Raw genomic sequence first — 19380 nt, forward strand, 5'->3', positions numbered from 1 at the left:
CGCAGGGCCTGCCGATAGTTTGTGGCGTCAGCGTTGAGTGGGGGAAAAGATGGCGGTTGATTTGTCCATGCCGGTTCTGGTGGTTGATGATTACAGCACCATGATCCGCATCATCCGAAATCTTTTGAAGCAGCTCGGCTTCGACAACATCGATGACGCCAGCGACGGCTCGGCCGCGCTCGACAAGATGCGCAGCAAGAAATACGGGCTCGTGATCTCGGACTGGAACATGGAGCCGATGACCGGCTACGACCTGCTCAAGGAAGTCCGCGCCGACCCCAACCTGGCCACCACGCCCTTCATCATGATCACCGCTGAATCCAAGACCGAGAACGTGATCGCCGCCAAGAAGGCCGGCGTGAACAACTACATCGTCAAGCCGTTCAACGCGGCGACGCTGAAGACCAAGATCGAAGCGGTCTTCCCGGATATGGCAACGGCGTAAGGCGTCTCGTTTTCGACTGGCTCCAATTTTGGGCAAGCCGGGCTCTGACAGTCCAGGCCATACAAGGTCTTGCGTTTCGAAATGACGCAAGGCCTATTCCTACTGTGCATGGGGTTGTTTTCGCAATTTTGAGTCCGGTGCAGCGATGCACCTACCACCGCAGCTCGCGCATCAGCGCGCGGGGCGGATGACCGAACAGCTCCTTCACCGAGGCCGGGTCGAGCTGTTCGATGCCCTCGAATTCCTCGGAATGGATGCCGCGGGTCAGGAAGAGGCAATCGATCCCGAAGCCGTGTGCGCCGGTGAGATCGGTCCGCACCGAATCGCCGATCGCCAGCACGCGGTCGAGCGCGGTGGGCCGGCCGCGGCGTTCGGCGGCAAGCGCCATGGCGCGTTCATAGATCGGCCGGTGCGGCTTGCCGTAGAAGATCGCCTCGCCGCCGAGCTCGCGATAGAGCTCGGCGATCGCGCCCGCGCAATAGATCAGCCGGTCGCCGCGCTCGACGACGATATCGGGGTTGGCGCAGATCAGCGGCAGCTTGTGCTCGCGCGCCTGCAGCATCATGGCGCGATAGTCTTCGGCCGATTCGGTTTCGTCGTCGAACAGCCCGGTGCAGACGATGTAGTCGGCTTGTTCCAGCGGCGCCATCACGGCGTCGAGGCCGCGGTGGATCGAGGAGTCGCGCTCGGGACCGATCCAGAACATCTTCTTGCCGGGGTGGTCGGCGACGAAATTCCGCGTCAGGTCGCCTGAACTGACGATGGCGTCGTAGGTTTCATCGGCGACGCCGAGCTTGCGCAACTGGCGCTGCACGGAATCGGCCGGCCGCGGCGCGTTGGTGATCAGGATGACGGTCGCGCCGCGCTGGCGGCAGGTGTGCAGCGCCTCGCAGGCTTCGGGAAAGGATTCCAGCCCGTTATGCACCACGCCCCAGATGTCGGAGAGGACGACCTCGACGCCATCAACGAGGTCGCGCAGCCGCTCAACGAACCGCAAGGAGGTCATGATTTCCGGAACCCGTTAGCCCGGTCCTGCGGCACGGCGCGCCAGGGCGGCATTGCCGCTCGCCCGCACCGGGGGCTGTGCAGGCTGGCTTGCCATGGAAACGGGGGTACTGGAGGCATTGGGAGTGCCGGGTTCCTTGTTCGCTGTCGCCCCGCCGGTAGCAGATGCCCCTTCCGGCCGCAACGGCCGCGGCGGCGCAAACAGAAAACCCTGGCCGAAGCGTACGTCGTAATCGAGCAGGTCCACCACCGCGCGCTCGCCCTCGATCTTCTCGGCGATCAGGTCGATGCCGAAGCGGCCGAGCAGATCGGAAAGGTCTGAGGGGTGAATGTCCGAGGCCGAGCTCTGCTTGGGATCGAGCAGCAAGGCCGCCGGCACCTTGATGAAACGGACGCCGCGATCGGCCAGCTCGCGCGGCTCGATCCTGAGGTCGGTGACATGATCGATCGAGAAGCGGTAGCCGCGCTGCGACAGGGCGGCGAGGTGCTCGACCTCGATCGGACCGAGCCGGCGGAACATCGCCTGCTTGAATTCGAGCACGAAGGACGGCGCCAGCGCCCGATTGGCTTCGAGGAAGTCCAGGCACTGGGCGAAATTGGCGGGGTTGGCGAGCGTTGCCGCCGAGACGTTGCAGAACACGCCGACATCCTTGTTGCGCACCATCAGGCGGCGCAGCACCTGCACGCAGCGCAGCATCACCGCATGGTCGATCTTGCCGATCAGCCCGCCGGCCTCGGCGGTGGCAATGAAATCGTCGGCGGCGATGATCTGGTCCTTGTCGTCGCGCAGCCGCGTCACCGCCTCATAGAAGCGGACCTTGCGCTGCGGCAGCGTCACCATCGGCTGCAGGTAGATGTCGAGCCGGCTTTCCTCGAGGGCGTTCTTCACGGCGGCGAGCAGTTGGGGCTGGCCCCGTGAAGCGGCTTCCGGGGCAGCCGCTGCCGGGGTCGGCCTGACGGCAGGCGCAGGCTGCACCACGGCTGGGGCAGGCTCGTACTGCGGTTCGGGCTCCGGTTTAGCCGCAGGGGCTGCAGCCGCCGCCGCGGCGCCGGCGGCGATGAGATCCTCGTGGCTCGCCACCGAGACCGCCAGTTGCTTGACCAGCACGCCAAGCTCGCTGATTTCGCCGACAACCGCCTGGATACGATCGGAGCTGGCAGAGTTCGCCGATACAATCCGTCCCTCGACGGCGGCGAGCCGGCGGCCGAACTCGGCGACCTGCCGGGCGAGGTCAGCCGTGCCGCGGGAAAGATCGGCGATCTGGCCGCCGACGTCGGAGCGGTCGCGCAGCCGCATCGACACGGCGTTGTAGAGGATCAGGAAGGTCAGCGCGGTGAGCGCCACGATCGCCGATTCCATGCCGTTGAAGCCCGCCAGCGCATGCAGGGCGAGCCCGAGTGAGGCTGCAACCAGCACCATGCAGATGGCGATGAAAATCGTCGAAATGCGAATCATGTCGCGCGCTACGCCTTGAGGTCCGAACTGTCTTCACCCGGGAAAACACGGAAGTTACAGGCACGGTCCGTCTGCGCTCCCAAGCGCAGCAACCTTAGCATCAATGTTGATTCGCCAAGCAGTGTTCTTTGGACACGGTTGGAACTGGAAATGCGTTCCAACGTGTTCGCGTCCCGGCCTTGAGCCGGGACCCATGTCGAAGCACCGGGACCGTGGAGATGTGGGCCCCGGCTCGAGGCCGGGGCACGGCGGAGGCGTCTACGTGACCGCCCGGATCACCTTGCCGACCTTGTCCACGATCTCGCCGATCTGGTCCTCGGTGACGATCAGCGGCGGGGTCAGCGCCAGCGTGTCGCCGACGGCGCGGAGCATGATGTCGTTGTCGTGGAAGGCGCTGTTGAGCCCGGCAAAGCCGCGCTTGCCCACTCCGTCCGCCGATGGCGCAAGGTCGATACCGGCGGTCAAACCGATGGTACGGATATCGACCACGTTGGGCAGACCCTTCAGCGACATCACGGCGTCGGCGAATTTCGGCTCGAGCTGGTTGGCGCGCTCGAACAGCTTTTCGTCGCGGTAGATGTCGAGCGTGGCAAGGCTGGCGGCGCAGGCCAGCGGATGCGCCGAATAGGTGTAGCCATGGGCGAGCTCGGCCACGTGCTCGGGGCCGGTCATGAAGGCGTCATGGATGGTGTCGCGCACCAGCACGCCGCCCATCGGGGCGGCGCCATTGGTGACGCCCTTGGCAAAGGTGATCATGTCAGGCAGCACGCCGTAGCGCTCGGCGGCAAAGGCAAAGCCGAGCCGGCCGAAGCCGGTGATCACCTCGTCGAAGATCAGGAGGATGCCGTGCTTCTGGGTGATCTCGCGCAGCCGCTTGAGATAGCCCTTCGGCGCAGCCAGCACGCCGGTCGACCCGGCCATCGGCTCGACGATCACGGCGGCGATGGTGTTGGCGCCATGCAGGTTGACGAGATCCTCCAGCGCGTCGGCGAAATGCGCGCCATATTCCGGCTCGTCCTTGGTGAAGGCCTGCTTCTCGCGGTCATAGGTCGCCGGCAGGTGGTCGACGCCCGACAACAGCGAGCCGAAGATCTTGCGGTTGCCGACGATGCCGCCGACCGCCGTGCCGCCGAAGCCGACGCCGTGATAGCCGCGCACCCGGCCGATCAGGCGCGAGCGGCCGCCCTGGCCGCTGATCTGCTGATAAGCGAGCGCGATCTTCAGCGCGGTATCGGCTGCCTCCGAGCCGGAGTTGCAGAAGAAGACGTGGTCGAGGCCTTTCGGTGCCAGCTCGGCGATGCGGCTGGCGAGTTCGAACGCCTGCGGAATGCCGAATTGGAACGGCGGGGCGTAGTCCAGCGTCGCGGCCATCTTGGCAATGGCGTCCGAAATTTGCGTGCGGCCGTGGCCGGCATTGGTGCACCACATCCCGGCGGCGGCATCGATCAGCTTGCGGCCGTCGGCGGTGAAGTAATGCATGTCCTTGGCGCCGGTGAGCAGCCGCGGGTTTTTCTTGAACGCCCGGTTCGCGGTGAACGGCATCCAGTGCGCGGCGAGATCGTTCGGAACATTGACCGGGGTCGGGCGGGGGCTCTTGTCCAGCATGGGGCGGCCTCTTTGATGTTTGGAACGTTGGGTTCGTGCCAAACTACCAGTTTCACCGCTCAACGGGAACGCCGCCGCGCCGTGATATTTCCGCGCAACTTCTACACTTCAGAGATCCGCCCCGGCGATCCAGAATACTTCGCCCTCGGAATCCTCGGTGTCGAGCCAGAGCAGCGGCAGCTGCGGATAGGCGGCATCGATCTGCGGGCGGCAGCGGCCGACTTCGCATAATAGCCCGCCCTGCGGCGTCAAATGCGCGGCGGCCTCGTCGAGGATACGGCGGACAATATCGATCCCGTCGGCGCCGCCGTCGAAGGCCAGCTTCGGCTCGGCGCGGCATTCGCGCGGCAGGCTGGCCATGCCCTCGGCGTCGACATAGGGTGGGTTGGAGATGATCAGGTCGTAGCGCTTGCCATCGAGCGGCTTGAACAGATCGCCGCGATACAGCGTAAGGCGGTCCTGCAGCCCGTAATCCCCGACATTGCGCGCGGCGACCTCGAGCGCATCCTTTGAAATATCGACCGCGTCGATTTCGGCGTTGGGAAAATTCCGGCTCGCCAGAATGGCAAGGCAGCCGGAGCCGGTGCAGAGATCGAGCACGCGCTCCACCGCGTGCGGATCCGAAATCAGCGAGCCGGCCTCATCGTCGCCGTCGCCGCCGAAATGCTGGTCGAGCAATTCGCCGATGAAGGAGCGCGGCACGATGGTACGCTCGTCCACATAGAAGGGCAGGCCGCGCATGTAGATCTTGTTGACGAGATAGGCGGCCGGCTTTCGCGTCGTGACGCGGCGCGCGATCAGGTCGAGAATCTTCTTGCCTTCGGCCGATGTGACGCGCGCGGTCGCAAACGCCTCGAACTGGTCGGGGTGCAGGTGCAGCGCCTCGCAGACGATGAACGCGGCCTCGGCCACCGGATCGGTGGTGCCGTGCGCGAATACCAGCTTGGCCTCGGTGAAGCGGCTGATCGCGTAGCGGACGAAGTCGAGCAGCGTCAGCAATTCGCCCGCGCCGACCTTGGGCAATTTGGCTGGGCTGGCGCCTCGCCTCGCTGCCGCTTTCTTGGGCTTGGCCATCAGGATTTGGCCCAGCGCGCGGCGGCCGCGTCGTCGTGGTCGCGCGCCTCGACCCAGGCCGCGCCGTTCTCGCTTTCCTCGCGCTTCCAGAACGGTGCGCTGGTCTTGAGGTAGTCCATCAGGAATTCCGCGGCTTCAAAGGCGGCCTGACGATGCGCCGACGCGGTCACGACCAGCACGATGTTCTCGCCCGGCGCGATGCGGCCGAACCGGTGAATGACGGTGAGGCCCTGCAACGGCCAGCGCGCCAGCGCCTCCTCGGCGTGTCGGGCGATCTCGGCCTCCACCATGCCGGGATAATGCTCGAGGGTCAATGCCGCGATCGGCGCGCCGTTCTCGCTGCCGCGGCAGATGCCGCTGAAGGTCACGACTGCGCCGATATCGGTGCGGCCACGGGTGAGCGCCGCAATCTCCTGCGCAGGCTCGAAATCGCCTTCCTGAATGCGAATGGTCGCGGTGACGGACATGGTTGAAGTCAACCGCCGGTCATTGGCGGGAAGAACGCAATCTCGCGCGCGCCCGATATCACCGCATCCGGTTTGACATGCGCATGATCGATCGCCGCGCGGATCACCTTCGGCTTCTCGAAAGCGTAGGCGTAGGCGTCGCCGCGGCTGGAGAGCCAGCCGATCAGATCGTTCACCGTGCGCACGTCGGCCGGCGGCTCGATGGTTTCCTCCGCCACGCCGATTCGTTCACGCACCCACGCGAAATATTTGACTTTCATCCCTCATCCTCCTTGATGAGGTGATGGATGCCGGCGCGGAAATAATCCCAGCCGGTATAGATCGTGAAGAGCGCCGACATCCACAGCAGGATGATGCCGATCAGGGTGGTGGCGGGCAGGATCTGCTCGCCGGCCTCGCCCGCGATCAGAAAGCCGATCGCGACCAGCTGGATCGTGGTCTTCCACTTCGCCAGCTTGGTCACGGGCACGCTGACCCGCAGCGCCGCCAGATATTCCCGCAAGCCCGAGACCAGGATTTCGCGGCATAGGATCACGATGGCAGCCCACAGCGTCCAGCCATGGATGCTGCTGTCGGCTGCCAGCATCAAGAGGCAGGACGCGACCAGGAGCTTGTCGGCGATTGGGTCGAGCATCCGGCCAAAGGCAGACTGCTGGTCCCAAATTCGCGCATAGTAACCATCGAGGTAGTCTGTCACTGCGGCGGCAATGAAGACAGCCAGGGCCACCCAGCGCAGCCATAGCGGACCGTCCAGGATGGACTGGGCAAAGACGCAGCCGACTACCACCGGAATGGCGGCAATGCGGGCGTAAGTCAGGATATTCGGTATGGACAGGGTTTTGCCCTGTCCTCTGGTTGTTGCGATGTTCATCCGTCTTACCAATACCGCTGGAACGTGAAGGTCAACCTTGCGGACTTAGATCATCTGTCGCAGGCGACGCCCCAATGACATGCTTTCCGGCTCCAAGGGCTTTTCGGCTCCAAGGCATGCCTTAACAAAGTGCCCTTAACCCGGCTGTGCATGAAAAAACTCGAAGATCTTGCGGGCGCTTTCGGCGCTAACGCCCGGAACCTTGCCGAGGTCCGCGATCGAGGCCCGCTCGATCTCCTTCAGCGTTCCGAAGTGGTGCAGCAAGGCACGTTTGCGTGACGGGCCGATCCCCGGGATTTCCTGTAGGCCGGCCTCCCTTATGTCCTTTTTCCGCAGTTTTCGGTGCGATCCGATTACGAAGCGATGCGCCTCGTCGCGCAGCCGCTGGATGAAATACAGCACGGGATCGCGCGGTTCGAGCTTGATGGCTTCGCGGTCCGGCATGAACAGGGTTTCCCGTCCGGCATCGCGGTCCGGACCCTTCGCCACCGCCATGAGCGAGACCTGGGTGAGTCCGAGGCCGGCGAAAATTTCCCTGATAGCGTTGAGCTGACCGCGGCCGCCGTCGATGATGACGAGGTCCGGCCATTGCGGAAACGAATCATCGTCCGCCTTGGCCTTGGCGGCTTCGCCCTCCGGCGGCTTCAACAGGCGCTTGAAGCGCCGCTCCAGCACCTCGCGCATCATCGCGTAGTCGTCGCCCGGTGTCAGTCCCTCGGACTTGATGTTGAACTTGCGGTACTGGTTCTTGATGAAGCCATCCGGCCCCGCCACGATCATGGCGCCGACCGCGTTGGTGCCCTGGATGTGGCTGTTGTCGTAGACCTCGATGCGCTTGGGCGTTTGCGGCAGGCCGAGCGTCGCGGCCATCGATTCCAGGAGCCGGCTCTGCGTTGCCGTGTCGGCGAGCTTGCGGCCGAGCGCCTCGCGCGCATTGATCAGCGCGTGCGTGACCAATTCCTTTTTCTCGCCGCGCTTCGGCACGGAGATTTCGACCTTGTAGCCGGCCTTCACGCAGAGGGCATCGGCCAGCAGGGCACATTCCTCGATCTCATGCGACAGCAGGATGAGCTTTGGCGGCGGCTTGTCGTCGTAGAATTGCGCGAGGAACGAGGCCAGCACTTCCTCCGGTGTGAATGATTTCTCGGCGCGCGGGAAGTAGGCGCGGTTGCCCCAGTTCTGGCCGGTGCGGAAGAAGAACACTTCCACGCAGGAATAGCCGCCTTCCTGATGGATGGCGAACACGTCGGCCTCTTCGACGGTGCGCGGATTGATGCCCTGTTGCGACTGGATCGCCGACAGCGCGGCGAGGCGGTCGCGGTACAGCGCGGCGGTCTCGAATTCGAGGTCGTTCGAGGCCTTCTCCATCTCGGCGGCGAGCAGCTCCTTCACCGCATGGCTGCGGCCGGAAAGGAAATCCGTCGCCTCGCGCACCAGCTCGGTATAGCCGGGGAAGTCGATCTCGCGGGTGCAGGGGCCCGAGCAGCGGCGGATCTGGTAGAGCAGGCACGGCCGCGTGCGGCTTTCGAAAAAGCCGTCGGTGCAGGAGCGGATCAGGAAGGCGCGCTGCAGGGCCGTGATCGTGCGGTTGACCGCGCCGGCGGATGCGAACGGCCCGAAATATCGCCCGGGCCTGCTCTGCGCGCCGCGATGCTTGAGGATCTGCGGCGCCCAGTGGTCGCCGGTGAGCAGGATATAGGGAAACGACTTGTCGTCGCGCAGTTGCACGTTGAAGCGCGGCCTGAGCTGCTTGATCAGGTTGGCTTCGAGCAGCAGCGCCTCGGTCTCGGTCGAGGTGGAGACGATTTCGACGGTCACGGTCGCCGCGATCATCCGCAGGATGCGCGCCGGCAGCGGGGCGTTGGCGCGGGCGTAGGAGGAGAGCCGCTTGCGGACGCTCTTCGCCTTGCCGACGTAGAGCACGTCGCCGGCGGCATTGAGCATGCGGTAGACGCCGGGCGAGGTCGGGGCCAGCCGCACCGCGTTTTCGATCGCCGCGTGACCGACCGCCAGCGGGCCCTCGGCAATCGCCTCGACGGGCTCCTCGGCGGCTTCCGGGAGGCGTGCCTCCTCATCCTCCTCGGCGGCTGACGTCGCGGGATCGACGTCGGCGGCGGTCAGGTCCTGTGGCGGCACATCCGGCTGGGAACCCTTCCGCTCTTTCCGCGGGGGTTTTGGGTGGTCGGTGGAATCGTGATCCATGGGCCTAAATTAGGCGGTGCAAGGCTGCATCGCCAGCGCCTGGAGCGTACTCCGCGCTGGATGAAGGAAGCCTGCTAACCCGTTGTTAAGAATGATGAGCCGGCAGGTAACCCGGCTTAACAACCCTTTAACTTAAAACTCTCGATAAATCCTATCGAAATAGAGTGGAGTTCCGTAACCAGGCCGGCTTGTTGCCCGGCGGTTGTGGCAGTTGCGTGGAGTTGCGTGATGAGCAGGTTCGCCGTGGCCGCGCTGGCGCTGAGCGCTGCGGGCTTGACGACGTCGGCACAGGCGGCCGACTTCTACGGCTCGGGTGCCCCCCTAACCGTCAACGACACGCTGTACCGTTCCGATAGCTGGGCCCGTCCCTATCTCGGCGTCAACCTCGGCTATGCCTGGGGCTCGGTCGCCAACAATCCGACCAAGCCGTCCGGTTTCGTCGGAGGTGTCCAGGCCGGCTACAACTGGCAGAACGGATCGTTCGTGTTCGGCCTCGAAGGTGACATCCAGGCCACCGCCGCCGAAGAAACCTTCGCGCCGTGGAAATTCTCCAATCCCTGGTTCGGCACGGTCCGCGGCCGGGTCGGCTACGCGTTCAACAATGTCATGTTCTTCGGCACGGGCGGTCTGGCTTTCGGCGAACTGCGCGCCACGACATTCGGCCTGACCGAATCGCACACCAATGCGGGCTGGACGCTCGGCGCCGGCGCCGAGATGGGCCTTGATCGTAACTGGAGCGCCAAGATCGAATATCTCTATGTCGATCTGGCCAACAGCAACTTCGTCATTACAGGTGGGTCGAACGGCTACCGGTTCGGCTTGATCCGGGCCGGCGTGAACTATCGCTTCTGAGAACAAAGAAACTGTCGGTCACAATCTCCCGGCGGCAGTAAGTCGCCGGGATTTTTTTTGCCTCTTGGCTAAACGGGCAGGCGAACGCCGCGTGCCTTTGACGCTCGGGGCGATACCGCGCCCGGCGCAGTCTTTCGCAGCAAGAACTCAGTCGGCGTCCAACGCGAGCATCAACTCACGACGAAATCACGAGGTTGACCGCTTTGGGCCCCTTGCCCTTCTTGTCCGGTTCAACCTCGAACGTGATGCGCTGTCCTTCTGTCAGATCCTTCAATCCGGCCCGCTCGACGGCGGTGATGTGCACGAACACATCGCGGCCGCCATCATCGGGCTTGATGAAGCCGTAGCCGCGTTCTCCGTTGAAGAACTTGACTGTTCCAGTCATGGCCATCGGGAAACTCCTCCCCCGTATTGCTCCGCCGCTCCGCGCAACCCGCGTAGCGGCTGACCGGACATTCGCTGCCGGAAGCTTGGCCACCTCGGCCGATCGGGCTCATGCCGCCGACCAGCCTGGATTTTTTATTCGGCCTTGATCACTCCGCCGCAACCATTCGCGGAAGCGGAACGTAAAGCCAGTCCCAATGGCCTGAGCATAATACGGTTTTGTTCCAGTTGCCTACGGCGATTCGCAATATTCACCGCCTCGTCAGGGCTTGGGTACCTCCAGCCTGAAGCGGCCGGCGCCGCCCTGGCCGAGCGGTTTTTCGAGTTCGGGTAGAATTGTCTTCAATTCACCCGCGAGTGTCCACGGCGGATTGACGATCAGGAGGCCGGTGGAGGCGAGGGGGCCGCCGGCCTCTTGGGGCGCGACGCTGAATTCGAGCCGCAGGCATTTTCCAGCCGGCCGGCTCGCCGCGGCGGCGCCCGCGACGGCGTGCGCCAAGGTGTCGGTGATGCGCCGGCTCTTCACCGGATACCAGATCAGGTAGCTGCCGGTCGGCCATTTCGCATAGGCCTCGGCGAATGTGCCGGCCAGCCGTTCGAATTCGTCTTTTTGTTCGAACGCGGGATCGATCAGCACCAGCCCGCGCCGTTCGTTGGGCGGCACGAAAGCCGGCAATGCCGTCCAGCCGTCGAGATCGACCACCCGCGCCTGACTGTCGCGGCGCAGCGCATCGATCAGTTGCTTGCGGGCGCCCGGCTCGATTTCGCAGGCGGTAAGGCGGTCCTGCGGCCGCAGCAGCGCCCGAGCAATCAGGGGCGAGCCGGGATAGGCCTCGAGCTTGCCCGGTGTGTTGAAGGCCCTGACGATATCGAGATAGGGGCCGACCAGCGGCAGCACGCTGTCCGAAAACCGCGCCTGCATCATCCGGGCGATGCCGGTCAGCCATTCGCCGCCGCGGCGCGCCTCTTCACCCGTGAGATCGTAGCGCCCGGCGCCGGCATGGGTATCGATGACGCGAAATGCGGCCGGCTTTTCCTGCAGATAGGTCAGCATGCGCACCAGCACGATGTGCTTGATGACATCGGCAAAGCCGCCGGCGTGAAAGGCGTGTCGGTAGTTCATGGCAGTGGCGACCAATCGGAAAAAACTTAACCCGTCTTCTACCCGTCGCCGGCAGCCTTGTCCTCTCTGTCAACGCAAACGCGATCGTGGCACCGATGAAGCTGGAACGCGCTTCGCAGAGGTAGATCCCGGCCATCCACGTGTCTTGCAGATGACGATAAAGGCGTGAATGGCCGGGAACGCAGACGAGTTGTCTGCGCAAAGAAGCCGCCATGCGCCGGCATGGCGAAAGGGATAACTAACCGCCTCGCACCGGCGGCATCACGACCTCGTCACGCCGGCAGGCGCGGCGGTCGATTTCCTCGCAGGTGTGGAATTGCATGTCCTTGCTCAGGCAGATCCGCACCTCGCTGAGGCGCCGGCTCGAGCAGGTCACCGAAATCGCCGCAGGGCTAAGGCCCGGGTTGATCTTGATGAAGGCGGCCTCGAGATCGCCGGGGGCGATGGTCTTCTCTTCGGATAGTTGCAGGAATTCCTCGGGGATCTTCACCGCCGCGCGCGCTTTGCGGATGTTTTCGAAGTACCCGCGTGCGCCAAGGCCTGAACAGGTGCCGTGCTTGTCCCACTCGTTGAAGATCAGGCCGGGTGCCGGCATCAGGTCCAGCATCGAGGTCATGATGTTGCGGTCGAGCCGCGGCGCGGGCCGCTGGCAATATTCCGGAAAGCCGCGCTCATATTGCGGCCAGAGGCCATGGACCACGAAGGAATACGGGCGGCTGCACTGGACCTGCGAGCGCCCGCTATTGCCGCGCTCGGCCGCCGCCTCACAGAACGAGGGCGACCAGGAAAGAGCCAGGACGTAAAAATCGAACTCACCCGGCGTGTTCTGCCGGCTATCCTGGGCGGCCGCCATCCCGACCGAGACGACGACGAGCGCCAATGAAATCAGAAATCGTGAAATGATACCGGATCGGTGCATCGGGCGCCCCTCTACTCGACTACCGGGAGCCTAGCAGGGAACCGGAACATTTCAAGAACAAAATTTGGGAATTCGTCCGCTCGCTCCGCAAGCGGAGCCGTTCAAAGGTGGCGAACCAGCAATCAGGGTCGGGCGGCGCGGCAGCCGGGGCCGTAGGCCCAGTTGCGGTCGAGACCGGTCACGCACCATTCGACACCCTGGCCATAGCCGGCAAAGCCGCCGTCCTCGATGATCGAGTAGTGCACGGTGCGCATCTTGCCGTCGCTCAGCATCACGTCGCCGCTGCAATAACGGCGCGGAACGTTGTCGGACTGCCAGGGCCGGAATGCGGTCTCATGGATCCGGCCGAAGCCGGTGATGACAAGCGCCGAATTCCAGAACTTGCCTTCCTTCTCGCGAAATTGCGTCGCGATGGTCGGCAGCGCCCGCTCGCATTCGGCGACCCGGCCCTCATAGTCCGGCCCGAACAGGCCGAAATTCAGCTGCAGCGGATTGGCGGCCTGTGCAGCATGGCTGGAAACAAAGAGGGCAAGCGCCGCCGTGATCGGGCCGAGAGCTCGCAAGGATGTGAACAGGTTGCGCATGGGAATCCGTCGCTAAAGCCAACGCACGGGACGGTGCCGCGAAGGCCTGACAAGGTCAAGTGCAGCGAGGCAACACCTGACGGCCAAGTCCGCCCCGTGCTCCAACCCATTCTTTTCACGGCCATCGGCGCACACTATGGTGGGCTTCGAGCGAAATGGAGTCTGCGATGCGAAGAATTCTGGCCGCGAGCCTGATTGCCATGGGTGGGGTCTTGGGCGGAGTCTTGGGCGGAATGCTGGCCAGCGCGCCGGCGCAGGCGCAGTGGATCGATATCGACACGGTGCCGCCGATGAAGGGCAACGACACCGGCGGCATCATCGCCTATTCGCTCGCGACGCAGGCCGATGCCCGCCAGCTCGCCGTCGACCACTGCGCCCGCTACGGCAAGGTGGTGAAATTCCTCGGCGTGCAGCCCAATTACGGCGGCTACGTTTCCTTTGCTTGCCGCTGGGTGCCCTATGGCGCCGCCGAGCGGCCGCTGCGCACGCTCTACTGAGCTCGGCCCGCCAGCTTTCCCCGGCCGGACATGTTTTCGCCACGCAAAGCGTGTGTTCACTTTCGCGCGCACGATAGCGTTGAAGACTTCAGGGGAATACACGCATGAGACGATTCCTTGTTGCGGCTGGTTCGGCCGCTATTTTGCTTGCCCTAGCGCCAATGGGCGCCGGTGCGGTGGAGCTGCCGGTACGCAAAGCCGGCCTGTGGGAGATGAAGGTGCTGAGCGGCGGATCTGTGCCGGAGATGACCATGCAGCAGTGCACTGACGAGACCACCGACAAGGACATGAGCACCGCCATGTCGCCGGTGGCCAAGGACATCTGCTCCAAGCAGGACATCCAGAAGACGGCGACCGGCTATGTCACCGATTCCGTTTGCGGCGTCGCCGGGGTGACGGTGAAGTCGCACGCCGAGATCACCGGCGACTTCAATTCCGCCTATACCGTGAAATCGACCTCGCATAGCGAGGGCGGGCGGGTCGGCCCGCACGATTCCACCACCACGATCGAGGCCAAATGGCTCGGCGCCTGCAAGACCGACCAGAAGGCCGGTGACATCATGATGCCCGGCGGCATGAAGATGAACATCAAGGACATGGAAAAGCTGAAGGCGCTGATCCCGAAGAAGTAGGGGGGCGCGATTGCAGTCGGTGGCCTCATGGTTCGAGACGCGCGGCATAGCCGCGCTCCTCACCATGAGGAGATAGATCGTCGTCCTGAGGAACGCGGCTTCGCGCGTCTCGAAGGATGAAGGCCCGGATATCTCGAGAAGCTACACCGGCACCCTGACCGCCGCCCGCAATCCGCCCATCGGGCTGTCGCTGAGCGTGATGTCGCCGCCATGCGACCGGGCGATGTCGCGGGCGATCGCGAGCCCGAGGCCGGTGCCGCCCTCATCCTGGTTGCGGGCATCGTCGAGCCGCAGGAACGGCTTGAACACTTCCTCGCGCATGTTGACGGGAATGCCCGGCCCGTCGTCGTCGACCGTCACCGTCAGATAGCGGTGGTCGCGGTGTCCGGTGATCGCGACCGTCTTGGCGTAGCGCGCCGCGTTGGAGACGAGATTGGCGATGCAGCGCTTGAACGAGGCTGGTTTCACCGTCACGACGGGCAGGCCGTGGAACGTTACCGTCGCGGTATGGCCGTGGCGTTCGGCGTCGCTGCGCAGCTCTTCCAGTGCCATCGCCATGTCGGTCGGCTGCGCGACCTCGCCGCTGTCGCCGCGGGCGAAAGCGAGATAGGCCTCCAGCATCCCCGACATCTCGTCGACATCCTTGCGCATGCCGTCGACTTCGGGGCTGTCGCCGATCAGCGCCAGCTCAAGCTTGAAGCGGGTCAGGATGGTGCGCAGGTCATGGCTGACGCCGGCCAGCATCGCGGTGCGCTGGTCGATCGAGCGCTCGACGCGGGCTTTCATTTCCAGGAAGGCCTGCGCCGCCTGCCGCACCTCCCGCGCGCCGCGCGCGCGGAAATTCGGCACCTCGCGGCCCTTGCCGAAGCTTTCGGCGGCCTCTGCCAGCCGCAGGATCGGCCTGATCTGGTTGCGCAGGAACAACACCGCGACGATCAGGAGGATCGAGGAAGTGCCGAGCATCCAGAAGATGAAGATTTCCGAATTGGAGGCGTAGGCCCGGCTTCGCTGCGCGAACACCCGCATCACGGCATCATCGAGCTGGATGCGGATCTCGACCAGGTTGGAATTGCCGACAGTGTCGATCCAGAACGGGCGGCTGATCTGGCGGCTGATCTGCCCCGAGAGCGACTGGTCGAGCAGCGAGAAGAACGGCTTTGGCCCCGGCGTGGGCATGTCGCCCCTGGGAAGGAAATCGACCACCAATCCCAGCCGTTCTTGCGCGATGCGCTTGAGTTGCGCGCGATCCTTGTCCTGAGGATAGGTCTTGTAAATGTCGATCAGGCCCGCGATGTCCTGCACCACGGCGGCCGACAGATGCCGTGTCACCGTGTTCCAGTGGCGCTCCATGAACACGAATGCGACCACCGTCTGCAGCATCACCATCGGCACGATCATGATCAGCAACGCGCGGGCGTAGAGGCCGGTCGGCATCCAGCCCTTGAACGCGTTGCCCATCCAGCCATTGGCCTTGGAGACGCGCTGCGAGGCATTGCGGATGAATGTCAGGCCGGTGTCGAGCGTGCTCATGAGCTGGCTCAGGGCGACGCGACCAGGCGGTAGCCGATGCCACGCACCGCCTGCAGGAACAGCGGATTGGCGGGATCCTGTTCGATCTTGCGGCGCAGGCGGTTGATCTGCACGTCGACCGCGCGCTCGTTCACCGTGCCGCCGCTGGTCAGCGCTGCACGCGGCACGGTTTCACCGGGGCTGGCGGCGAGAATGCGCAGCATTTCACGCTCGCGATCGGTCAGGTGAATGATCTCCTCGCCCTGGCGCAGCTCGCCGCGATCGAGATGAAAGACGTAAGGGCCGAACGCGATCTGCTCCAGCGCCTCTACCGGCGGCGGCGCGGAGCGCTTGAGGATGTTGCCGATCCGCAAGACCAGCTCGCGCGGCTCGAACGGTTTTGCGACGTAATCGTCGGCGCCAATCTGCAGCCCCTCGATCCGCGCCTCCGCCTCGTGGCGCGCCGTCAGCATGATGATCGGCACCGAGGAGGAGGTGCGGATGAACCGCGCCAGGTCGAAGCCGGTTTCGCCAGGCATCATGACGTCGAGGATCAGGAGATCGAAATGCAGGCCGAGCAGCTTTGCCCGCGCATCGGTCGCGCTCGAGGCGGTGGTGACGCGATAGCCTTCGCCGGACAGGAACCGCGACAACAGATCGCGAATGCGGCGATCGTCGTCGACCAGGAGCAGATGCGGGGCGTCGTCGGCCAGTTGCCGCGGCGCGCGCGCGGTGGCCGTCGCGATGGTTGCTGCTTGCGCCACGATCACTCCCTTGGCTTCTTGCTGCCGGTCCCGAAGATCGCTTCTAACACCTTGTCGGGGTCGTCGCGATCGATCATCGCGCGCAGGAACTGGTTGATAACAGCGGCGCCTTCGGGGTTGATGTCCCGCAGCGCGCGGGTGATGCGGTCGGTCTGCAACCCTGCGAGCTTTGCCACCAAGGCTTCGCCCTTCGGGGTGGCGTAAAGAAGGCGCTGCCGGCGGTCGTTATTGCCGGTCTTCTGGATGATGTAGCCCTCGTCGAGCAGCTGCTTGAGCACCCGCCCGAGCGACTGCTTGGTGATCCGCAGGACGTCCAGCAGGTCGGCGACCTTGAGGCCGGGGTAGCGGTAGACGAAATGCATCACCCGGTGATGGGCACGGCCGAATCCGAACGCCTCGAGCTCATGGTCGGCGTCGCCGACAAAGTCGCGATAGGCGAAAAAAAGCAGCTCGATAATGTCCCAGCGCATTTCGCCCAGGCGTGGGGATGTGCCCGCGCTTGCTTGCGAATCGGGGCTGGCAGGGCCCCTTGAGAAATTTATGTCAGTCATGTTGACATATCTTGGGTTCAATGTTACAAAACTGCCAGCCACGACGAAACTTTAAGTCGTTTCGAACTTGGTGACGTGTCAGGCATCCGGAAAAGGCCAACGATGGCGGCAACGGCGGCAAATTGAACTACCGTGCGATTGTCGAGCGGCATTTCGGCAAACATACTGGACTTCAGCATCCCGCAAAAGCATGTCCTGACGGACATGACGGCGCAGGAAACCGCCCGCAAGGCCGGCGGTGGCGAAGTCCAGACCTGTTAAGGCCGATAGGCCCGGGCGCGGCATGCCGGGAGCCAGAAATTGCGCCGGGTTCGGCAACGGGAAGCAAGAAAATGAGTTTGAATTTCGAAATCCAGCCTGCGGCCAACCCGACCCCGGAAAAGGAGCGCGCGGCAAAGCTCGCCGATCCCGGTTTCGGCCGGGTCTTCACCGATCACATGGCGATTATCCGCTATAGCCAGGCCAAGGGCTGGCATGATGCGCGCATCGAAGCCCGCGCCAATTTCGCGCTCGATCCGGCCACGGCCGTGCTGCACTACGCCCAGGAGATTTTCGAAGGCCTCAAGGCCTACAAACGCGACAATGGCGTGAACCTGTTCCGCCCCGATGCCAATGCCCGCCGCTTCAAGGATTCGGCCGAGCGCATGGCGATGGCGCCGCTGCCCGAGGCGCTGTTCATCGAGGCGGTCGAGCAGGTCGTGCGGATCGACAGCGCCTGGATTCCGGGCGGCGAGGGCAGTCTTTACCTGCGGCCCTTCATGATCGCGAACGAGGTGTTTCTCGGCGTCAAGCCTTCGGCCGAATACATCTTCGCGGTGATCGCTTCCCCCGTCGGCTCCTATTTCAAGGGCGGACCGGCGCCGGTCTCGATCTGGGTGTCGGAGAAGTACACGCGCGCCGCGGTCGGCGGCACTGGTGCGGTGAAATGCGGCGGCAATTACGCCGCGAGCCTGCGCGCGCAGGCCGAGGCCATCGAGCGCGGCTGCGATCAGGTCGTGTTCCTCGATGCGATCGAGCGCCGCTATATCGAGGAGCTCGGCGGCATGAACGTGTTCTTCGTGTTCGACGACGGCTCGCTCTCGACACCGCCGCTCGGCACGATCCTGCCGGGGATCACCCGCGATTCGATCATCGCGCTGGCGAAGGATGCCGGCACGGTCGTGCGCGAGGAGCCCTATACGATCGAGCAGTGGCGCAAGGATGCCGCCAGCGGAAAACTGAAAGAGGCGTTCGCCTGCGGCACGGCAGCCGTCATCTCGCCGATCGGCAAGGTGTGCTCGGCGAGCGGCGATTTCCAGATCAGTGGCGGCGTCGCCGGCCCTGTCGCCATGGGGCTGCGCAAGAAGCTCGTCGACATCCAGTATGGCCGCGCGGAAGACCCGCACGACTGGATTCGAAAAGTCATGTGACCGGCGGCGGATAGTCCCGCCGCTCAAGCGATAGATCACCTCAAGCGCTCGGTAGCGCGCGCCTCGTCTGGGCGCGCGAGGCTGGCGCGCGGCTCATTGCAATCAAGTCGGGAGAGAAGCCATGGGAGTTTCGTTCGACAAGATCGATGGCGTCATCTGGTATGACGGCAGGCTGGTGCCGTGGGCCGACGCCAGTGTCCACGTCCTGACCCACGGGCTGCATTATGCGAGCTGCGTGTTCGAGGGCGAGCGCGCCTATGGCGGCAAAGTCTTCAAGAGCACCGCGCATTCCGAACGGCTGAAGGCCTCGGCCAACATCCTCGATTTCGAGATTCCCTGGTCGGTCGCCGAGATCGACGCGGCAAAGCAGCTCGTGATCGACAACAACAACCTGCCCGATGCCTATCTGCGCCCGATCGCCTGGCGCGGCTCGGAGATGATGGGCGTCTCGGCGCCGTCAAATACCATCCATCTCGCCATCGCCGCCTGGAACTGGCCGAGCTATTTCGATCCGGCCGAGAAGCTGAAGGGCATCCGCATGTGCATGGCCGAATACCGGCGGCCTGATCCGGCGACAATCCCCGCGCTGGCGAAGGCGTCCGGCCTCTACATGATCTGCACCATCAGTAAGCATAAGGCGGAACGTCAGGGTTATGCGGATGCGATGATGCTGGACTGGCAGGGCCGCGTCGCCGAATGTACCGGCGCCAACATCTTCTTCGTCAAGAGCGGCAAGATCCATACACCGATCGCCGACTGCTTCCTTGCCGGCATCACCCGCGCCACCGTGATCGACCTCGCGCAGCGCCGCGGCATCGAGGTGATCGAGCGCCGCATCATGCCCGAGGAGCTCGCCGGCTTCACCGAGTGCTTCATTACCGGCACCGCGGCAGAGGTGACCCCGGTCGCCGAGATCGCGGAATGGAAGTTCACGCCCGGCAGGATCTGTGAGCAGTTGATGGCAGACTATGCGGCGGAAGTGCAGCCGAAGGGCACGGCGGCTGCGGCGTAAGGCCGGGCAGGGATAATCG

Annotated in this window: 21 protein-coding genes; 6 read left to right on the forward strand and 15 right to left on the reverse strand. The window is 64.2% G+C overall.

Annotation, left to right across the window (positions count from 1 at the left end; all coding sequences use genetic code 11):
• The first annotated feature begins 49 nt into the window (after positions 1-49).
• The gene (locus QA643_RS06165) at positions 50-445 is read left to right on the forward strand and encodes a response regulator (RefSeq protein ID WP_283032308.1); all 396 of its coding nucleotides are present in this window, start codon (positions 50-52) and stop codon (positions 443-445) included.
• A gap of 151 nt (positions 446-596) precedes the next feature.
• Here QA643_RS06165 and QA643_RS06170 read toward each other — a convergent pair whose 3' ends face one another.
• The 8 genes from QA643_RS06170 to uvrC form a co-directional block, all read right to left on the reverse strand.
• Positions 597-1451, reverse strand: a complete 855-nt coding sequence (locus QA643_RS06170; protein ID WP_283032309.1) for a TIGR01459 family HAD-type hydrolase — start codon at positions 1449-1451, stop codon at positions 597-599.
• 15 nt (positions 1452-1466) lie between these two features.
• Complete coding sequence (locus tag QA643_RS06175; RefSeq protein WP_283032310.1) at positions 1467-2906, reverse strand: EAL domain-containing protein; 1440 nt, start codon at positions 2904-2906, stop codon at positions 1467-1469.
• A gap of 258 nt (positions 2907-3164) precedes the next feature.
• A complete protein-coding gene (locus QA643_RS06180) occupies positions 3165-4511 on the reverse strand; it encodes an aspartate aminotransferase family protein (protein WP_283032311.1) in 1347 nt (448 codons plus the stop codon).
• A 108-nt stretch (positions 4512-4619) separates the two neighbouring features.
• Complete coding sequence (prmB, locus tag QA643_RS06185; RefSeq protein WP_283032312.1) at positions 4620-5585, reverse strand: 50S ribosomal protein L3 N(5)-glutamine methyltransferase; 966 nt, start codon at positions 5583-5585, stop codon at positions 4620-4622.
• A complete protein-coding gene (locus QA643_RS06190; RefSeq protein WP_283032313.1) occupies positions 5585-6052 on the reverse strand; it encodes a molybdenum cofactor biosynthesis protein MoaE in 468 nt (155 codons plus the stop codon). The genes prmB and QA643_RS06190 overlap by 1 nt, the downstream gene beginning before the upstream one ends.
• Positions 6053-6060: 8 nt before the next feature.
• The gene (gene moaD / locus QA643_RS06195) at positions 6061-6312 is read right to left on the reverse strand and encodes a molybdopterin converting factor subunit 1 (RefSeq protein WP_283032314.1); all 252 of its coding nucleotides are present in this window, start codon (positions 6310-6312) and stop codon (positions 6061-6063) included.
• Positions 6309-6923, reverse strand: a complete 615-nt coding sequence (gene pgsA, locus QA643_RS06200; protein WP_283032315.1) for a CDP-diacylglycerol--glycerol-3-phosphate 3-phosphatidyltransferase — start codon at positions 6921-6923, stop codon at positions 6309-6311. The genes moaD and pgsA overlap by 4 nt, the downstream gene beginning before the upstream one ends.
• A 135-nt stretch (positions 6924-7058) precedes the next feature.
• A complete protein-coding gene (gene uvrC / locus QA643_RS06205; RefSeq protein ID WP_283032316.1) occupies positions 7059-9125 on the reverse strand; it encodes an excinuclease ABC subunit UvrC in 2067 nt (688 codons plus the stop codon).
• A 228-nt stretch (positions 9126-9353) separates the two neighbouring features.
• Here uvrC and QA643_RS06210 point away from each other — a divergent pair, with 228 nt between their 5' ends.
• Positions 9354-9977 carry an outer membrane protein gene (locus QA643_RS06210; protein ID WP_283032317.1) on the forward strand — a complete coding sequence of 208 codons (624 nt, stop codon included), beginning with the start codon at positions 9354-9356 and terminating at the stop codon, positions 9975-9977.
• Positions 9978-10152: 175 nt separating this feature from the next.
• On the opposite strand, the gene QA643_RS06215 is transcribed toward QA643_RS06210, so the two are convergent.
• The 4 genes from QA643_RS06215 to QA643_RS06230 form a co-directional block, all read right to left on the reverse strand.
• The gene (locus QA643_RS06215; RefSeq protein ID WP_028350729.1) at positions 10153-10368 is read right to left on the reverse strand and encodes a cold-shock protein; all 216 of its coding nucleotides are present in this window, start codon (positions 10366-10368) and stop codon (positions 10153-10155) included.
• Positions 10369-10623: 255 nt separating this feature from the next.
• Positions 10624-11484 (reverse strand): 23S rRNA (adenine(2030)-N(6))-methyltransferase RlmJ, encoded by an 861-nt coding sequence (gene rlmJ, locus QA643_RS06220; protein WP_283032318.1) that lies wholly within the window; start codon positions 11482-11484, stop codon positions 10624-10626.
• 238 nt (positions 11485-11722) lie between these two features.
• On the reverse strand, positions 11723-12403 hold the full coding sequence (locus QA643_RS06225; protein ID WP_283032319.1) for a ribonuclease T2: 681 nt from the start codon (positions 12401-12403) through the stop codon (positions 11723-11725).
• A gap of 122 nt (positions 12404-12525) precedes the next feature.
• Positions 12526-12987, reverse strand: a complete 462-nt coding sequence (locus tag QA643_RS06230; RefSeq protein WP_283032320.1) for a hypothetical protein — start codon at positions 12985-12987, stop codon at positions 12526-12528.
• 167 nt (positions 12988-13154) lie between these two features.
• Here QA643_RS06230 and QA643_RS06235 point away from each other — a divergent pair, with 167 nt between their 5' ends.
• Positions 13155-13484, forward strand: coding sequence for a hypothetical protein (locus QA643_RS06235; protein ID WP_283032321.1), 330 nt, complete (start codon positions 13155-13157; stop codon positions 13482-13484).
• 104 nt (positions 13485-13588) lie between these two features.
• Entirely contained in the window at positions 13589-14116 is a 528-nt protein-coding gene (locus tag QA643_RS06240) for a DUF3617 family protein (protein ID WP_283032322.1), read from the forward strand.
• Between the two features lie 141 nt (positions 14117-14257).
• Here the strand turns inward: QA643_RS06240 and QA643_RS06245 are convergent, their stop codons facing one another.
• From QA643_RS06245 to QA643_RS06255, 3 genes are read right to left on the reverse strand one after another with little or no spacing between them, the layout of a single operon-like run.
• Positions 14258-15646 carry an ATP-binding protein gene (locus tag QA643_RS06245; protein ID WP_283032323.1) on the reverse strand — a complete coding sequence of 463 codons (1389 nt, stop codon included), beginning with the start codon at positions 15644-15646 and terminating at the stop codon, positions 14258-14260.
• An 8-nt stretch (positions 15647-15654) separates the two neighbouring features.
• Complete coding sequence (locus QA643_RS06250) at positions 15655-16392, reverse strand: response regulator transcription factor (RefSeq protein WP_283034726.1); 738 nt, start codon at positions 16390-16392, stop codon at positions 15655-15657.
• Entirely contained in the window at positions 16392-16940 is a 549-nt protein-coding gene (locus QA643_RS06255; protein ID WP_283034727.1) for a MarR family transcriptional regulator, read from the reverse strand. The genes QA643_RS06250 and QA643_RS06255 overlap by 1 nt, the downstream gene beginning before the upstream one ends.
• Before the next feature lie 332 nt (positions 16941-17272).
• On the opposite strand from QA643_RS06255, the gene QA643_RS06260 reads away from it, so the two are divergent.
• The gene (locus tag QA643_RS06260) at positions 17273-18349 is read left to right on the forward strand and encodes a branched-chain amino acid aminotransferase (protein ID WP_283032324.1); all 1077 of its coding nucleotides are present in this window, start codon (positions 17273-17275) and stop codon (positions 18347-18349) included.
• A 121-nt stretch (positions 18350-18470) separates the two neighbouring features.
• Entirely contained in the window at positions 18471-19361 is an 891-nt protein-coding gene (locus QA643_RS06265; protein ID WP_283032325.1) for a branched-chain amino acid aminotransferase, read from the forward strand.
• The last annotated feature ends 19 nt before the right edge of the window (positions 19362-19380 follow it).

This window comes from Bradyrhizobium sp. CB3481, from assembly GCF_029714305.1.
Lineage (GTDB): Bacteria > Pseudomonadota > Alphaproteobacteria > Rhizobiales > Xanthobacteraceae > Bradyrhizobium.